This is a genomic window from Mesorhizobium sp. M1A.T.Ca.IN.004.03.1.1 (assembly GCF_003997555.1).
GTDB lineage: Bacteria > Pseudomonadota > Alphaproteobacteria > Rhizobiales > Rhizobiaceae > Mesorhizobium.
Window position 1 is genome coordinate 67,486 of record NZ_RZTV01000013.1, and the last position, 15,087, is coordinate 82,572.

The 15,087-nt window shown below is 63.1% G+C and carries 19 protein-coding genes and 2 tRNA genes; 5 read left to right on the forward strand and 16 right to left on the reverse strand.

The genetic code is table 11. The annotated features are described in order from the left end of the window. Nucleotides 1-32: 32 nt before the first annotated feature. From EOD29_RS27290 to EOD29_RS27305, 4 genes are all read right to left on the reverse strand, one after another. The gene (locus EOD29_RS27290) at nt 33-1,784 is read right to left on the reverse strand and encodes a methanol/ethanol family PQQ-dependent dehydrogenase (RefSeq protein WP_348627448.1); all 1,752 of its coding nucleotides are present in this window, start codon (nt 1,782-1,784) and stop codon (nt 33-35) included. A 125-nt stretch (nt 1,785-1,909) separates the two neighbouring features. Then, on the reverse strand, nt 1,910-2,692 hold the full coding sequence (locus tag EOD29_RS27295) for a heme-binding protein (RefSeq protein ID WP_245322486.1): 783 nt from the start codon (nt 2,690-2,692) through the stop codon (nt 1,910-1,912). A gap of 463 nt (nt 2,693-3,155) precedes the next feature. Then, nucleotides 3,156-3,560 (reverse strand): DUF982 domain-containing protein, encoded by a 405-nt coding sequence (locus tag EOD29_RS27300; RefSeq protein WP_095782978.1) that lies wholly within the window; start codon nt 3,558-3,560, stop codon nt 3,156-3,158. A 240-nt stretch (nt 3,561-3,800) separates the two neighbouring features. After that, nucleotides 3,801-5,051 carry a phospholipase D-like domain-containing protein gene (locus EOD29_RS27305; protein WP_245432959.1) on the reverse strand — a complete coding sequence of 417 codons (1,251 nt, stop codon included), beginning with the start codon at nt 5,049-5,051 and terminating at the stop codon, nt 3,801-3,803. Between the two features lie 367 nt (nt 5,052-5,418). Between EOD29_RS27305 and EOD29_RS27310 the strand changes: the two genes are divergently transcribed. Next, nucleotides 5,419-5,769, forward strand: coding sequence for a DUF768 domain-containing protein (locus EOD29_RS27310; RefSeq protein ID WP_067328549.1), 351 nt, complete (start codon nt 5,419-5,421; stop codon nt 5,767-5,769). Continuing rightward, nucleotides 5,750-6,037, forward strand: coding sequence for a hypothetical protein (locus tag EOD29_RS27315; protein ID WP_127248490.1), 288 nt, complete (start codon nt 5,750-5,752; stop codon nt 6,035-6,037). Before EOD29_RS27310 ends, EOD29_RS27315 begins: the two co-directional genes overlap by 20 nt. A 28-nt stretch (nt 6,038-6,065) precedes the next feature. Here EOD29_RS27315 and xth read toward each other — a convergent pair whose 3' ends face one another. Further along, the gene (xth, locus tag EOD29_RS27320; RefSeq protein ID WP_095826011.1) at nt 6,066-6,854 is read right to left on the reverse strand and encodes an exodeoxyribonuclease III; all 789 of its coding nucleotides are present in this window, start codon (nt 6,852-6,854) and stop codon (nt 6,066-6,068) included. A gap of 58 nt (nt 6,855-6,912) precedes the next feature. Then, nucleotides 6,913-7,122, reverse strand: a complete 210-nt coding sequence (locus EOD29_RS27325; protein WP_066993812.1) for a hypothetical protein — start codon at nt 7,120-7,122, stop codon at nt 6,913-6,915. Nucleotides 7,123-7,275: 153 nt separating this feature from the next. Here EOD29_RS27325 and EOD29_RS27330 point away from each other — a divergent pair, with 153 nt between their 5' ends. Further along, complete coding sequence (locus EOD29_RS27330) at nt 7,276-8,157, forward strand: hypothetical protein (RefSeq protein WP_127248491.1); 882 nt, start codon at nt 7,276-7,278, stop codon at nt 8,155-8,157. A gap of 377 nt (nt 8,158-8,534) precedes the next feature. After that, nucleotides 8,535-8,741, forward strand: coding sequence for a hypothetical protein (locus EOD29_RS27335; protein ID WP_066993806.1), 207 nt, complete (start codon nt 8,535-8,537; stop codon nt 8,739-8,741). Nucleotides 8,742-8,892: 151 nt separating this feature from the next. Here the strand turns inward: EOD29_RS27335 and EOD29_RS27340 are convergent. The 10 genes from EOD29_RS27340 to EOD29_RS36090 form a co-directional block, all read right to left on the reverse strand. Then, a tRNA-Phe gene (locus tag EOD29_RS27340) sits at nt 8,893-8,968 on the reverse strand. Between the two features lie 157 nt (nt 8,969-9,125). After that, the gene (yacG, locus tag EOD29_RS27345; protein WP_067328558.1) at nt 9,126-9,347 is read right to left on the reverse strand and encodes a DNA gyrase inhibitor YacG; all 222 of its coding nucleotides are present in this window, start codon (nt 9,345-9,347) and stop codon (nt 9,126-9,128) included. After that, nucleotides 9,344-9,970, reverse strand: a complete 627-nt coding sequence (locus EOD29_RS27350) for a Maf-like protein (protein WP_066993800.1) — start codon at nt 9,968-9,970, stop codon at nt 9,344-9,346. The genes yacG and EOD29_RS27350 overlap by 4 nt, the downstream gene beginning before the upstream one ends. A gap of 19 nt (nt 9,971-9,989) precedes the next feature. Beyond that, a complete protein-coding gene (gene infA / locus EOD29_RS27355; protein ID WP_006200926.1) occupies nt 9,990-10,208 on the reverse strand; it encodes a translation initiation factor IF-1 in 219 nt (72 codons plus the stop codon). A gap of 196 nt (nt 10,209-10,404) precedes the next feature. Beyond that, nucleotides 10,405-10,869, reverse strand: coding sequence for a low molecular weight phosphatase family protein (locus EOD29_RS27360; RefSeq protein ID WP_082954052.1), 465 nt, complete (start codon nt 10,867-10,869; stop codon nt 10,405-10,407). Beyond that, nucleotides 10,857-11,342 carry a UPF0262 family protein gene (locus EOD29_RS27365; RefSeq protein WP_066993793.1) on the reverse strand — a complete coding sequence of 162 codons (486 nt, stop codon included), beginning with the start codon at nt 11,340-11,342 and terminating at the stop codon, nt 10,857-10,859. Before EOD29_RS27365 ends, EOD29_RS27360 begins: the two co-directional genes overlap by 13 nt. A gap of 2 nt (nt 11,343-11,344) precedes the next feature. Further along, nucleotides 11,345-12,637: a histidinol dehydrogenase gene (hisD, locus tag EOD29_RS27370; RefSeq protein WP_127248492.1), complete on the reverse strand. Its 1,293-nt coding sequence runs from the start codon at nt 12,635-12,637 to the stop codon at nt 11,345-11,347. Nucleotides 12,638-12,646: 9 nt separating this feature from the next. Next, nucleotides 12,647-13,078: a DUF2948 family protein gene (locus EOD29_RS27375; RefSeq protein WP_067328564.1), complete on the reverse strand. Its 432-nt coding sequence runs from the start codon at nt 13,076-13,078 to the stop codon at nt 12,647-12,649. Between the two features lie 78 nt (nt 13,079-13,156). Continuing rightward, a complete protein-coding gene (murA, locus tag EOD29_RS27380; RefSeq protein WP_066993783.1) occupies nt 13,157-14,449 on the reverse strand; it encodes a UDP-N-acetylglucosamine 1-carboxyvinyltransferase in 1,293 nt (430 codons plus the stop codon). A gap of 142 nt (nt 14,450-14,591) precedes the next feature. Continuing rightward, complete coding sequence (locus tag EOD29_RS36090; RefSeq protein ID WP_095782987.1) at nt 14,592-14,768, reverse strand: hypothetical protein; 177 nt, start codon at nt 14,766-14,768, stop codon at nt 14,592-14,594. A gap of 224 nt (nt 14,769-14,992) precedes the next feature. On the opposite strand from EOD29_RS36090, the gene EOD29_RS27385 reads away from it, so the two are divergent. Beyond that, nucleotides 14,993-15,067 (forward strand) — tRNA-Thr (locus tag EOD29_RS27385). Nucleotides 15,068-15,087 lie beyond the last annotated feature (20 nt).

Consider the following 15,087-nt stretch of genomic DNA (forward strand, 5'->3'; position numbering starts at 1 on the left):
ATCTTTTCGCCAGTGCCGTCGGTTTGAATGCATCAAGGCAGTCGGAACACATAGAGCGTGCCTCCCGCCGTTGTCGTGTTTTTCAAGTCCTTCATCGCGTTGACGAAACCGAGCGCAGCAGTGGCATCGCGCGGGTCGAGATCGCCCGAGACGATGGCGCCGGCCCAGCCGCCGACGCCGGACAGGATCGCGACATATTGGTGTCCGTCGGGGCCGCGATAAGTCACCGGCTGGCCGATGATGCCGGAGGAGGTCTTGAACTGCCAAAGCAGTTCGCCGGTCTTCGCGCTGACGGCCTTGAACCAGCCTTCCATGGTTCCGTAGAAGACGATATCGCCGGCGGTTACGACCGCGCCGCTCCATACCGGGAAGTTTTCCTTGAGGCTCCAGGCCGGTTTCTCCGCGGCGATATCCCACGCGGTGAAGGCCCCGCGATTGCCGCCGGGGCCCGGGATCATGCGCACGTTCATTCCGACATAGGGTGTGCCGGCGATGTAGTTCACCTCGACGCCTTGTTCGTCCATGCACAGATTGTTGTGCGGGATGTAGAGCAGGCCCGTCTTCGGCGAGAAGGCGGAAGGCTGCCAGTCCTTGAGCCCCGAGGCGGTCGGGCAGATGTCGCGGACGACCTTGCCGGTCCCGGTCTTCTTGTCCGGGTTTGCCATCAGCCTGCCCGTCTTGAGATCCACACCCTTGCTGGAGTTGACGGGGCCATAGGGTTTTGCGGACAGGACCTCGCCGGTGGTGCGATCAAGGACGTAGAGATAGCCGTTGCGCTCCGGCCGGACCAGCACCTTGCGCGGCTTGCCCTGCCAGTTCATGTCGAGCAGGATCTGCTCATTGATGCCGTCATAGTCGTGCAGATCGTGCGGCGTCCACTGATAGAACCATTTGGCCGCTCCGGTATCGGGATCGCGGGCAAAAATGCCCGATGTCCATTTGTTGTCGCCGGGGCGCAGGTCAGGGTTCCAGGGGCCTGGATTGCCGGTGCCGTGGAAGATCAGATTGAGATCGGGATCATAGGAGATCCAGCCCCACATATTGCCGCCGCCGATCTTCCAGGCCTCCGGCGGCCAGGTCGTCACACCGAGGTCCCTGCCCTTGTCCATGTCGTAATGCGGCTTGAAATCCGGGCCGATCAGCACCTCCTTGTCGGGACCCGTGCTGTAAGCCGTCCAGACGACATGGCCATCGCCGGCGTCGAGCGCCTTGACCCAGCCGCGTACGCCCATCTCGCCGCCCGAATTGCCGACGAGCACTTTGCCCTTCACCACCAGCGGCGCCATGGTGAGGGTCTCGCCGACATTGATGTTGCCGATATGGGTGTTCCAGATCGGCTGGCCGGAGTTCGCATCGAGCGCGATCGTGTGGCCGTCCAGCGTGTTGAAGAAGATGCGCCCGTCGGTGAAGGCGGCGCCGCGATTGACGACGTCGCAGCACGCCACCCCTTGTGCCGCGGGCTCGGGATTGGGTTCGTATTTCCACTTGATCGGTGCGCCAGGTTTGGAGAGGTCGAGCGCGTAGACGATGTTGGGAAAGGGCGTCACGATATACATCGTGCTGCCGACCACCAGCGGTGCCGCTTCCTGGCCCTTGTTCACGCCGGTCGAGAAGGTGAAGGCGACCTGCAGGTTCTTGACGTTGCCTGCATTGATTTCCGCGAGCTCGCTATAGCGGGTCGAGGCGTAGTTCTTGGCTGGCATCGTCCATTGGCCGTCGTCGGGCGGGGCGGCGGAGGCCGGCGGCGAGATCGCAGGCGTCGAGGGCGACTCCGAGGCGGCCATCAGAACTGGGAGACAGGCCAGCATCATCGCCCCAACAATGCTTAATCCCGCATATTGCCGCGCAGCCCGGGTGAGGCGAGCGCGTCCGGACTGCGCACACCTCGCCGTCAGCTGTCGCGCTGCCTTCATTTCGGGACCGAGCCTCCGACGCTGGCGCCCAGTTCGGCGGCTATGTCGGCCTCGCGCCCGGCGCAAAGCGGATGACCCCAGCCGGATGCGCTTTTGCCGCCTGGGTCGAGGTCGTAGATGATGGCGTCCTTGCGGTTGGGATTGACGCCTGCCGGAACCTTGTCGAGGCCGAGCGCTGCGCGGACGCGCCAGGCGACGTTGTGGTCGGCGCAGGAGGAATCGCCGCTGACCCCGAGGCCGCCGACGATCGCCTTGCCGTCGTACAGGGCCAGGCCTCCGCCGAACACCACCACGCCTCCGATCGGTTTGCCGATCAGCGGGTCATTGGGGCTGCCGAATGTCTTGGCGTCGCCGGCGTAAGCCGCCGCCTGATTGACGGGGTTGGTGGCCTGCAGGCCGAACAGCGGCCCGCCTGGTTGCACCCCGGCATAAAGATTGGCGGTCGACAGGGCCATATTCGCCAGGCTGAGCCCGTTGGCCGTGTTGGCCTTCTCGGCCGCGACCAGCCGGCTGCCGGGCCATTGCGCGTCCACGGTAGGGCCGCTGAAGGCGACGGCGCAGACCGTACCGTCACGGGCAACGATCGCGGCCCATTCATTGCTCTCGAAGCCGCCATTTGCCGGCCCGCCACTCGCCTTGACATTGGCCTTCAAGGCCGACAGCAGTTTGTCGTGATCGGTCGGGCAGGGCGCTTGCGCCCAAGCGGGATTGTGTGGCAGCACCGCGATGGCCAAGAGCAGGAGGCCAAGAGCGGCCGACGGACACTGGCGGAAATGCATGGCGCTTCGGAACACCTTGTTCAACGCGGACAACAAGGGAAAACAGAAATCTGGCGGCAGAAACTCCGGTCTCGCCGTTCTGCAAGCTGATCCTGCTCTTGCTGCGCGAAACCGAACGGACAACGAGCCCCTTTGTTCCTGCTGCCCAGAAAGGGACTGCAAGAATTGCGTGTGGCAGGTGCATCCATATCGAAGTCCGGCCCAACAGCACCAAGGACCTGGCGGTGCCATCACCGCTCCTGGGAGGCGGCCAGCGTTCCTCGATTGCTGCAGCCGTCAACAGCAGGAGGTACGCGGCTGCTTGGTCTTGCGACATGTGCAGTAGAGGAACCAGCTGTGCCGCCCTGCGTTGGACGGGCAATGGAGCAGCTTCGTTCAGATTTCGCGCCGATCGCACAGCCCGGTTACTGGCTGGCCCTGCTGCTTTTGTTGCTTCCCTATGGGGTCGGCGTGTTCTTCCTCATCAGGACGTGCCACTGCCTGTGACTTGATCCGCTGCCTCGGCGGCGTCGAGCTCGAGGCAAGGCGCGCTCGCGCAAATCCCGGTCTGGATCGCCCAGCTGACGAACACTTTCCTGGCCGCGGCGACCGGCCCGCGGCCATCATATGCCGCGCAGCAAGCGTCGCTGGCCAAACCGTGCAGGCGGCACCGCTTCTCGAACGGCCACTCCTCCAGGAATTCGATGGCGTCCATCGCGCAACGGATTTTCCTCACGCCAAATGGCACGTCATCAACAAGGACAGGTTCAGCGAACACATCAGTGCTCATCGCGCCTGGTTCTGCCGCGCCGTGGTCGTGACCATAGTTGTCGCTTTGCCGAGAAATCAAAGCACGCCCAACGGGCTCCCCGAAGACATTTGGGCCCATGACCTTCCTCCGCTTGATGCGCCAATCGCCGGCAGGCCAAACAGATGCTCAGCAAGGTGTTGGGCATGTGCCGGCGGCGCTGAGGTGAAATATTGGAAGCGCGATTTTCGGCGTCAAGAGCCGCCCCGTGGCGGCCGACCCTGGCTCACCTGGGGTGGGTTGGCAACTCCGCCGATCTGGGTGACGGGCGGCCGAAGAGACAAGCAGCGGCTGGTGTTTGCGTTCGGCTCCATGGGCTGACTAGAGCTGCGCGTGGAGCGTGCTGGCCAGCCAATCGGTGAACTTTTCGCGCATGGGACGCGATCTCCATTCGGCAAGGCTGATCTGCCTCGAGCGCTTCAGATCTTCGTTGAACAAGTCGATCTGCGTTCGTGCGAATTCCTTGCCATAGACGTTGAGCGTGGCCTCATCGTTCAAACGCAAAGACCGCTGGTCCAGGTTGGTGGAACCGAAGCTCGCCCAGACGTCGTCCACGATCAGCAGTTTGGGGTGATACATCGTGGGCTGAAACTCGTAGATCCGCACCCCGGCCTCGAGCAATTTGCCCCAGAAATAGCGCGAAGCTTTGCGGACGATCGGAACATCCGTCAGGGAATTGGGAACGATCACATCGACGGCGACGCCTCTTTTTCTGGCGTCCAATATCTGCTGCAGGGCGATGTCGTCCGGGAGGAAATAGGCCATGCCGATGCGCAGGTGGTCTTTGGCCGCGGCTATGGCGGCCAGCATCATCAGCTCCATGTTTTCGGAGCCGTTCGGCTGCGAAGAAAGGATCAGCTGGGCACGGAGCGCACCCGCGGCTTCGGGCGGCAGGTAGAAGTTCTCGCCCTGCAACGTCTCGCCCACTGTTTCCAGCCAGTTCTCGGCGAAGGCCGCCTGGAACCCGGGCACAGCAGGCCCTTCGATCTGGTAGTGCGTGTCGCGCCACTCATTGGGGTTGCGCGCATCTCCCAGCCAGTTGTCCGCGATGCCGACCCCGCCTGTGAAGGCGACCCGCCCGTCCACAATGAGCAGCTTGCGATGCGTCCGGTTGTTGACGCGGTCGAGCGTGTACCAGTGGATCGGCCGATAGCGCTCGAACCGAACGCCAGCACTCGTCATGATTTGGATCAGCTTCTCATCGAAGGGAAGACTGCCAAGCCAATCGACGAGCACGCGCACTTCGACACCCTCTCGGGCTTTCGCAGCCAAAGACGTGGCGAACTCGTAGCCGACCGAGCCCGACCAATAGATGTAGGTTTCCATGTTGATGGTCTTTCGGGCCGAACGGATCGCTTGCAGCATGGCGGGAAAAATCTCGTCGCCGTTGACGAGGGTCTGCACGGCGTTCGCCTCGAACATCTGCCCCTGCGAATAGCTGCTCATGCTCCTTGCGAATTGCGGATCTGCCGCATCGAAACGGTGCGGCACGATGGTGCGGATGACACGGGTCTCGGGGATCAAGTTGATCGCGAGCAGCGTGACCAGACTGGCGACAAGCGCGACGGCCAAATACTTGAGGCTGCTGAGCAGCCTCCGCCGGTTCCGACCAAATCTCACCTTTCACGCGCCCGCTGGAGGCGCCAGGGTGGCCGCCCCATACCAATTCAGACTTTGCCGATCGAAAACGACACACAGTGCTGCGTAGGCCAGCAGCACCTGGAATGCGGCGGGACGGGACGCAAAAGTGCCGATTGAGGTGAGGAAACTCGTTATCGGGTGATTTGCCATGCTCAAGAACTGTTGATCCTGACGCAGGTTCCAGCCTTGAGCCGGGAGTCTGAAGTGCAAGCCTGAAGCTATAACAACTTTCGACCAACGCCTGCATCCTTCGCAGGCAATCGGCGTTGAAGAAGGATCCTAGAGGGCGGGTTTAGACATGGACACGAAGCCAACTGACGCTGACACGGTTTCCGCTCAGGAACCGGATATCATCGTGAACAAGACCGCACATTTCGTCGGGGAATGGATCGACGAGCATAAGGCGGAAGCCGCAGCTGCAATCCCGGCCGAAATCGCCGCCGAGAAGCTCGCCGAACAATGCATCGCCGATGCCGAAGGCCTGGGAATACTGGCTGAGGATATCGGCGACGAAGTCGGCGATCTCAAGCAATACATCGCGGAAACAGTGCTCGGAGACGAAACTTCCAGCAACGGCAAGATTGAGAGCCCGCCCGATCCGCTCCCGGCGGCGCCGAATGGAGAAGCCAATGCCGAAGTTCCGTTTTGAGTTCATCGAAAGTACGGCGCAGCCGGCCATCCAGGTCGACATGGAAAATTTGGATGCCGCCAAGGCCGAGGCGAAACGCGCGGCTAAGGAGGCGATGCTCGATGGGATTGTCGAAGGCGTCGACCCGACATCGTGGGTTACGAGAATCTACGACGAAGCGGGGTATCTGGTCGCCACGATCGGATTCCAGGACCTTGTGGCCGCGCCCCAAGCTGTCGGACGAGCCCACGAACAGACCGATGAGCCCGGCGTGATACGCTCGGGCTGATGCCGCTCCTGGGCAGGCCATCGGAACCTCAGTCGAGCTTTCCAGGCCAGGTCAGCTCGATCCACGCCGGGGCATGATCGCTTGGCCTTTCCAAAGCTCTTACCGCAGCATCGACGCCCGCCCCCCGCAGCCGGTTTGAAAGTGCCGGACTGATCAGGAGATGGTCCATTCGCAGGCCGGAGCTCCGATCATAACCGCCCCGGTAGGAGAAGTTCCAGTAGGTGTAGACCCTCTTCTCGGGATGGATCTGCCGAACCGCATCCGTCCAGCCCATCTTCAGCAAATCGGCGTAAGCGTCACGACTCTGCGGGAAAAACACTGCATCGCCCAACCAGCGCGCCGGCACCACCGCATCAATCAGGGTTGGCACCACGTTGTAATCGCCGCACAGGACCGTTTCCTCTTTAAGCAAGGTCTGGGAATAGCTGATCAAACGCTGGAACCACGCGAGCTTGTAATCGAATTTAGGTCCAGGCGCGGGATTGCCGTTCGGCAGATAGATGCAGCCGATCACCAGCCCATCCACCTCGGCCTCGATGTAGCGGCTGTGCGTATCGTCCGGGTCGCCTGGCAGTCCGCGCCTGCGCTCCTGCGGCTGTTTCCCACGGGCCAGAATCGCTACGCCGTTGTAAGATTTCTGCCCATGCCAGACGGCGCAGTAACCAGCCTGCCGGATCGCCTCGGCAGGGAACTTCTCATCGGATGTCTTGAGCTCCTGCAGGCAGACGATGTCATAGCCGGTTTCGCCAAGCCATTTCAGGAGGACCGGCAATCGCCCATTGACGCCATTTACGTTGAAAGTAGCGATCCTGGTCATCCGGTTATCTTGGCCGATGATCTCTCCGGGCAGTCACCCCGATACTTGGTTTGGAATACTAGCTGTCTTTCTTGTAGGATTTGGCGGCCTCATCGATCTTGCGCCAATCGTTTCCGTGACGCCGCACCAGCTCCCGCGCCTGGGCCGGCGAGATGTTTTGCGTTTCCACGATATGGTTCACTTCCGTTTCTTCGCCTTTCAGCGGGCGCGAACGTGGCCTTCTGGGCCGGCTCGCCGCTGTTTCATCTGCATCACGTCGTCTCGCCATGGGCTGACCTCTCCTGATCCGGATTAACCGTCGAATGCCGGGAAGGTTTCCGCTCGCGGTTCCTCGAGCAGTTCGGCTTGTCTCGGCTGTGTGGCTTGAACCCAAGGAACTTGCGCGGCGTTCCTTGCGAGCAGAGCTAGCAAGCGCAATCCGATGGAAAAATCCGAAGCCCATTTTGAACCGCAGAAGCCTCGTGGTGCCGAAGCGCGCTTCCCGTACGATCGAGCGGCAGTTGAGCGGTTCCAGCTTGCGTTTCCGCGCGCGAGGTGGAGCGACGAGCTCAGGAGCTGGTTCGTGCCCGGAAAAACGGCGGCGCGGCGGATCGAGCGCTGGCTGGCACAGGAGACAGCGGCTCGCGCAGCCCATGACGACAGTAAGGGGCGGGATGCCTTCGCCTTCGATCCACTGTCGAGCCACTATCTGGAAGTCGCGGACGACCTGCGCATTCGCACGCCTTATTCGAAGACCGTGCTGGAGGAACTGCGAGCGGTTCCATGGGCGAGTTGGGACGACGAACTGCGGGTCTGGCGGGTGCCTTTTCGCGCTTATGAGGAGCTGCGGCGCCGTTGGCCAAGCATCGAAAGAGCCGCCCAGCGCGCCGAGCCGGAGGAGAGGAAACGCCGGCGGGAGGCTGGTAAACACTCCGATGAGCACAAGGCCGCCAGGCTGCGCCATGCCGAACGCAGGCGCCGGCGCTATCCGGTTCCAGCCGAAGACCTGCCTCCGCTCGGTCGCGCCGTGGCGACGGTGCAATATGACGTTGTTGTCTTCACCGGGATTTCAGGCGAGCTCGCCGACCCCTCTGAGCTGGCGCCGTTCTACCCACAGTCGATGGAGACCGGCTTCGGCGCCGTTTGGGCGAGGTGGCGGCCGCCGACCTTGGCTGAACTGATCAAGACATGGCCGGCGCGGCGTCCTGCCGGATCAGCGGAACGATCGAGAGGGTGGTGGCGGCCGACGCTTGGCGAACTCAGAATCGCTCGCCGAAAGGCGAAAAGCCTGGAGCGGAGAAAACGTTCGCGAAGTGCCGATTGATATTCTTGGGTCCATGATGGCTGTCACATGACAAGCGAGGCGGGCCGCCGCCAAGGCTCGCGTACCCGACGTTCAGGTGGAATGTCACAGGCCGAAAAGGAATTTCGGGTGCGATTTCAGCCCCGCGGGACCGGCATCCCCCCAGCCAAGCACGCGAGCTCATCGACTTGATCAGCATCGACGCAGCTTCGCTTCTTCGGCAGGCGCGCCTTCTCAAGAAGACGTAACCGCTCAGGCGCGATTTTCATCACGGCCTCATTTGTTAGCGCGCGACTTGCCGGAGAGGCGTATCACCCCTCTGTCGTTCGTACCGAGTAGTGAGGCAAGCGGACGCTTGAAAGCGGTATCGTGCTTTCGCCCCTGGCTAGGAGGCACGCATGTCCCTGCATGGTGTTTTGGATTCCACCCAACTTGAAATCCTCTCAAAAGCTGTCCATCGCTATTGTTCAAGGCATGGACTTGAGAGCGAGGAAGACCGCCAGTTGGTCGCCATGAGGGCCATGAGCCTTTTCGGCCAGGGCACAACTGACCTTGACCGGCTGTCCGCGAGACTGGAAAAGCTCGAAGAACCTGGGCACGGCTAAACCGGCTGGCAAGCGTGCAGCCGTAACAGCTCCAGCGCAGCGCTCCTAATCCCGCCAAATTGCGCCATCGCTAGCAAAAAGATCGCCAACACCAGCTGCTTGCTGCAGCGTAGAAGCTTCGGCGAAAGCGAATGCGGGGAGAAGAGGGTGATGGTGCCCAGAGGCGGATTCGAACCACCGACACGCGGATTTTCAGTCCGCTGCTCTACCAACTGAGCTATCTGGGCCTGCGCCGGCTAACGGGCTCGTCCGCCGGGTTTCACGGAAGCGCCGGGTGGCGCCCCCCTCGAAAGCGCGTGGGTTATAGCACGGGAATTCGCCCTGTCCAGCGCTTAGGTGTTGATAAAGAAAAATCGCCGGGAAACGGCGTATTGCTACCGGCCTTCACTGCTCGTCTGTGGACGAAGGGCCTTGCTTGGGGCCCCCGTCTTCTTCCTCTTCGTCGTCGCGGCCGGGAATGACGTAGGCGCCTTTCAGCCAGCGATTGAGGTCGATGTCCTTGCAGCGTGTCGAGCAAAACGGATAGTGCTCCCGCACCGAAGGCTTGCCGCATTCGGGGCAGGGGCGCTTCGGCCTCAGCGGCGTGACCTTTTCGTCCGGGCTCATGGCCGCGCGACGTGCCAGTTCTTGTGCGGCTTGAAGCCCTCGCCGGACAGCAGCGCGATACTCTCGTAGAGCGGCAGGCCGACCACATTGGTGTAGGAGCCGACCAGCTTGACGACGAAGGAGCCGGCGAGGCCCTGCACGGCATAACCGCCGGCCTTGCCGCGCCATTCGCCCGACGCGACATAGGCGTCGATCTCCTCGCGTGGCAGTCGCTTGAAGCGCACCCTGGTCTCCACCAGCCGCTGCCTGAGCTTGCCGCCCGGCGTGATCAGGCAGATGCCGGAATAGACCCGGTGCGAGCGGCCGGAAAGCAGGCCGAGGCAGTTCACCGCGTCGTCGATCGTCTCGGCCTTGGGCAGGATGCGCCGCCCCACCGCCACCACCGTGTCGGCGGCCAGGATGAAGGCCGGCGCATAGTCTTCCTCGCTTTTCAGCGAGGCGAACGCCTTCTCGGCCTTGTCCTTGGAAAGGCGCTTCGCCAGCGAGCGCGGATGCTCGGCGCGCAGCGGCGTCTCGTCGACATCGGCGGGCAGCACGCGGTCCGGTTCGATGCCGGCCTGCTGCAACAGCTCGATGCGACGCGGCGAACCCGAGGCAAGCACGAGCTTCTGCAGGATGCTCATCGCGGTTCGCGCCGAATTGTTACTTGAAGCGGTAGGTGATGCGGCCCTTGGTCAGGTCGTAAGGCGTCATTTCGACCAGGACCTTGTCGCCGGTCAGCACGCGGATGCGGTTCTTGCGCATGCGGCCGGCCGTGTGGGCGATGATTTCGTGCTCGTTTTCGAGCTTCACCCGGAACATCGCATTGGGCAGCAGTTCCGTGACCACGCCCGGAAATTCGAGGACTTCTTCCTTCGGCATTCGATACCTTTGCTTGGATGGCGGTTCCGGGGCCTAGAGCATGATGCCGAAAAGTGTGAAGCGGTTTTCGGACGACATCATGCTCTACTCTTGATCTGGAGCCGGACGATTTCAGGTCGAACAGACCTGAACTCGTCCGACTCCAGCCGGAATTTGCGGCGGAACCTATATGATAATCGCCCGCTTGTGAACATGCTTAATCCGTCGCGTTTTTTGCTTCCGGAAGCAAGAAACGCCGGCTTATGCGCGTCTTCAGCCGCTCTCGCACATCGCGATAGGCGGCCATGATGTGCTCGCGCGTGCCGCCGGTGTCGGTCGGGTCCGGCATCGGCCAGTACTCGACCTCGACGGCGAGCGAGCGGGTAAGCTCGAGCGCGGCGTGATGCGCTTCCGGCGCCAGCGTCACAATCAGGTCGAAATAGTCGTCTTCCAGCTCGTCAAGCGTCCTCGGCTGCCGCTCGCCGAGCGTGAGACCCTCTTCGGCAAGCACGGCATCGACGAAGGGGTCGCGCTCGCCGCTGCGCACGCCGGCCGAGGCCACGAAAGTGGTGGCGGGCAGCATCCGCCGCGCCAGTTGCTCGGCCATCGGCGAGCGCACGGCATTCATGCCGCACACAAAAAGAATCGAATGCGGCAGCGCGGCCAGGACTACCCCCGCCAGTGCAGCACGCAGACGAGCGTGAACAACCGGCGCGCCGTGTCGAAGTCGATCTCGATCTTGCCGGCGAGCCGGTCCATCAGTGTTTGCGAGCCCTCATTGTGCAGGCCGCGGCGGCCCATGTCGATTGCCTCGATATGGCTGGGCGTGGAGGAGCGGATCGCCTCATAATAGCTTTCGCAGATCAGATAGTAATCCTTGACGATACGCCTAAGCGGCGTCAGCGACAGGATGTGGGTAACCACATCGGCGCCATTCTGGCGGCTGACGGCGAACACCAGGCGCGACTCGGCCAGCGACAGCTTCAGCCTGTATGGGCCGGCGCCATCGTCGTTGACCGGCCGGAAACTGTTTTCCTCGATCAGGTCGAAGATCGCCACTGCCCGCTCATGCTCGACATCGGGCGTCGAACGCCCGATCGATTCGTCGAGCTCGACGTCGATCAGCCTGTCGCGGTTTTGGTGGTGGCCGGACATCGCTACATGTTCAGCCTGATCGCCACCGATCGTGCGTGGGCGTCGAGCCCTTCCGCCTTGGCGAGCGCGATGGCCGCCGGCGCCAGCGCCTTGAGCTGCTCCGGGCCGAGCTTCAGGATCGAGGTGCGCTTGACGAAATCGAGCACGGACAAACCAGACGAGAAGCGCGCCGAGCGCGCGGTCGGCAGCACGTGGTTGGAGCCGCCGACATAATCGCCGATGACTTCCGGCGTGTGGCGGCCGAGGAAGACGGCGCCGGCATTGCGCATCCCGGCGAGGAAGCTTTCGGCGTCGTCGAAGGCGAGCTCGACATGCTCGGCCGCGATGCGGTCAACCAGCGGCAGCGAAGCCTCGATCGTCGGCACCAGGATCACGGCGCCGAAATCGCGCCAGCTCGCCGCCGCCGTCGCGGCGCGCGGCAGGCTCTTCAACTGGCGCTCGACCGCCTGCTCCACCGCCGTGCCGAATGCGGCATTGTCGGTGATCAGGATCGACTGCGCCGACGCGTCGTGCTCGGCTTGCGCCAGCAGATCGGCGGCGATCCAGTCCGGATCGTTGTCCGCATCTGCCACGACCAGCACTTCCGACGGCCCGGCGATCATGTCGATGCCGACGCTGCCGAACACCTGGCGCTTGGCTGCCGCGACATAGGCATTGCCCGGCCCGACGATCTTGGCGACCGGCCGGATCGTCTCGGTGCCATAGGCGAGCGCGGCGACGGCTTGCGCGCCGCCGACGCGGTAGATCTCGGAGACGCCGGCAAGGTCGGCCGCGACCAGAACCAGCGGATTGATGACGCCGCCGGAGGCCGGCACCACGATCACGATGCGCTCGACACCGGCGACCTTGGCCGGCACGGCGTTCATCAGCACCGAGCTCGGATAGCTCGCTGTGCCGCCGGGCACATAGAGCCCCACGGCATCGATCGCGGTCCAGCGCGAGCCGAGCTCGACGCCGGCGGCGTCCGTGTAGCGGTCGTCCTTCGGCTTCTGCCGCTCGTGATGGGAGCGGATGCGGTCGCGTGCGAATTCGAGCGCCTCGACTGTGGCTGGGTCGGCCGCGGCGTATGCCTTTTCGATGTCGGCCCTGGAGACGGCGATGCCGAGCCTGTTGAGATCGGCCTTGTCGAATTTCAGCGTGTAGTCGATGAGCGCCTTGTCGCCTGCGGCGCGCACGCGCGCGACGATGTCGCGCACCACCGCTTCGACGTCGGCCGACACTTCGCGCTTGGTGGTGAGGAATGCCGAAAAACGCAGCTCGAAATCGGCGTCGGTTTGGCTAAGCGTGATGGCCATCGTCGGTGCTCAGGTCCTGTGAACCGGGCGCGAGGTGGCTTCCCAGGAGCCGCCGACATCGGCGAGCCGCGCCTCGATGCACTCGACGTCGAGCATGATCGTGCCGCCTCCGGAAAAAACCAGCTCGATGATGCCGGCCGGCTTGCTGAATGCGACGAAGCTGACCGCCAAGAGCGACAGTATCTCCGCCGGCTTGTCGCGGGCGATGCCGCTGGTCTTGGCGCCGAGCACGCGGTCGAAATGCAGCACGCTCTGCCGCCGTTCATTGTGCTGGCGGAAGAAGCCGGACCTCGCCTCCCAGACGAAGCGGTTCATGGTCAGCACGAAACGTTTGGCCGCCGGCAGGTATTCGAGGTCGGAGACCTTCATCACGGCGTCCTGGACGTGGGCCGAGATGATGCTCAGATCCTGGTCGTCGAGCGCGATGAGCTTGAGGGCCATGCGGAATGCGCACCTGAAGGTTGATTAGTCAATCTTCTGTTATGCGGTCTTTCCGCTCTGCGCAACCGAGGCGCTTTGTCAGCCCGAAATCCGCTCGATCACCGCGCCGCAGCCGGAAAGCTTCTCCTCCAGGCGCTCGAAACCGCGGTCGAGGTGGTAGACCCGGTTGACGGTGGTTTCGCCTTCGGCGGCAAGCCCTGCGATGACCAGCGACACCGAGGCGCGCAGGTCGGTCGCCATGACCGGCGCGCCCTTCAGCTTGGCGACGCCGTCGACGATCGCCGTCTGGCCGGACAGCGTGATGTGGGCGCCGAGGCGGGCAAGCTCCTGCACATGCATGAAGCGGTTCTCGAAGATCGTCTCGGTGATGCGCGACTTGCCCTTCGCCATCGTCATCAGGCCCATGAACTGCGCCTGCAGGTCGGTCGGGAAGGCGGGGAAGGGCGCGGTCGTCACATCCACCGGTGCGATGCCGGCGCCGTTGCGCTTGACGCGGATGCCGGCATTGGTCGGCGTGATCTCGGCGCCGGTCTCGGCAATGACGTCGAGCGCGCTCTGCAACAGGTCGGGGCGCGCGCCTTCCAGCACCACGTCGCCGCCGGTCATCGCCACCGCCATGGCATAGGTTCCGGTCTCGATGCGATCGGGAATGACGCGCACGCGCGCCCCCGACAGCGCCTCGACGCCCTCGATGGTGATGGTGGAGGTGCCGGCGCCGTGGATCTTGGCGCCCATGGCGATCAGGCATTCGGCGAGATTGACGATCTCCGGCTCGCGGGCAGCGTTTTCGAGTACCGTCTCGCCCTTGGCGAGCGAGGCCGCCATCATCAGCACATGGGTGGCGCCGACCGACACTTTCGGGAACACGTAGCGGTTGCCGTGGAGACGACCGTTCTTGGTTTTGGCGACGACATAGCCGTTGTCGACGTCGAGCTCGGCGTCCAGCGCCTGCAGGCCTTCGAGGAAGAGGTCGACCGGGCGCGTGCCGATGGCGCAGCCGCCCGGCAGCGACACCTTGGCCTCACCCATGCGGGCAAGCAGCGGGCCGATAACCCAGAAGGAGGCGCGCATCTTGGACACCAGCTCGTAGGGCGCGGTGGTGTCCACGATGTTGCGGGCGGAGAAATTGATGGTGCGCGAATAGCCCTCCTGCTGCTTCTCGCGCCGGCCGTTGACGGAATAGTCGACGCCGTGATTGCCGAGGATGCGGATCAGTTGCTCGACATCGGCCAGATGCGGCACGTTTTCGAGCGTCAGCGTGTCGTCGGTGAGCAGCGAGGCGATCATCAGCGGCAGCGCCGCGTTCTTGGCGCCCGAAATCGGAATGCTTCCGGCAAGCTTATTGCCGCCGACAATTCTGATGCGATCCATGAAAGAACGTCCCCTCGGCCCGGACGGGCCGGTTTCAATCGGTTGAGTATATCCGGCTCTAGACTATCGGCCGGTGCGGTTCAAGAAATAGGATTTCCCCATCTGTGGACCGAGTGTGATCGGCCAGTGTGGCTGATTTCGGTTAGTCCTTGTGCATTTTTCCAGCAGTCGGCAATCCTTCCGGCCGATCATCAGGATTGCCATCCCGCCGCGAACGAGCCTGCGCCTTGCGCTTCTGCAGGTTGGCACGCAGCGCCTCGGCCAGCCGGTCCTTGCGCTCGCCGTCGCGTTTTTTCGGCGGATTTGCCTTGTCGTTCATCGCCGGTCCTCGCCGGCGGATAGCCGGCTGTGGTTCAGGCATAGTTAACATTGTGGCGCCGCCATGTCATCGAAGCCTGCTCGCAAGCGGCTTCCACAGCCGCGGCACTCGACACCTGCCGCGGCAAAACTGCCCAGCGATTTCGGACGACGACAAGCGTCGTTTTAAGGTTTTCTTGGCCTTGCGCTTGCCGGTTCGTTATGGCAGAAGCGCCGCCATCGCAGGCTGCGGTAGCTCAGTGGTAGAGCACTCCCTTGGTAAGGGAGAGGTCGAGAGTTCAATCCTCTCTCGCAGCACCAGTCTATCCCTTTGAAATCGC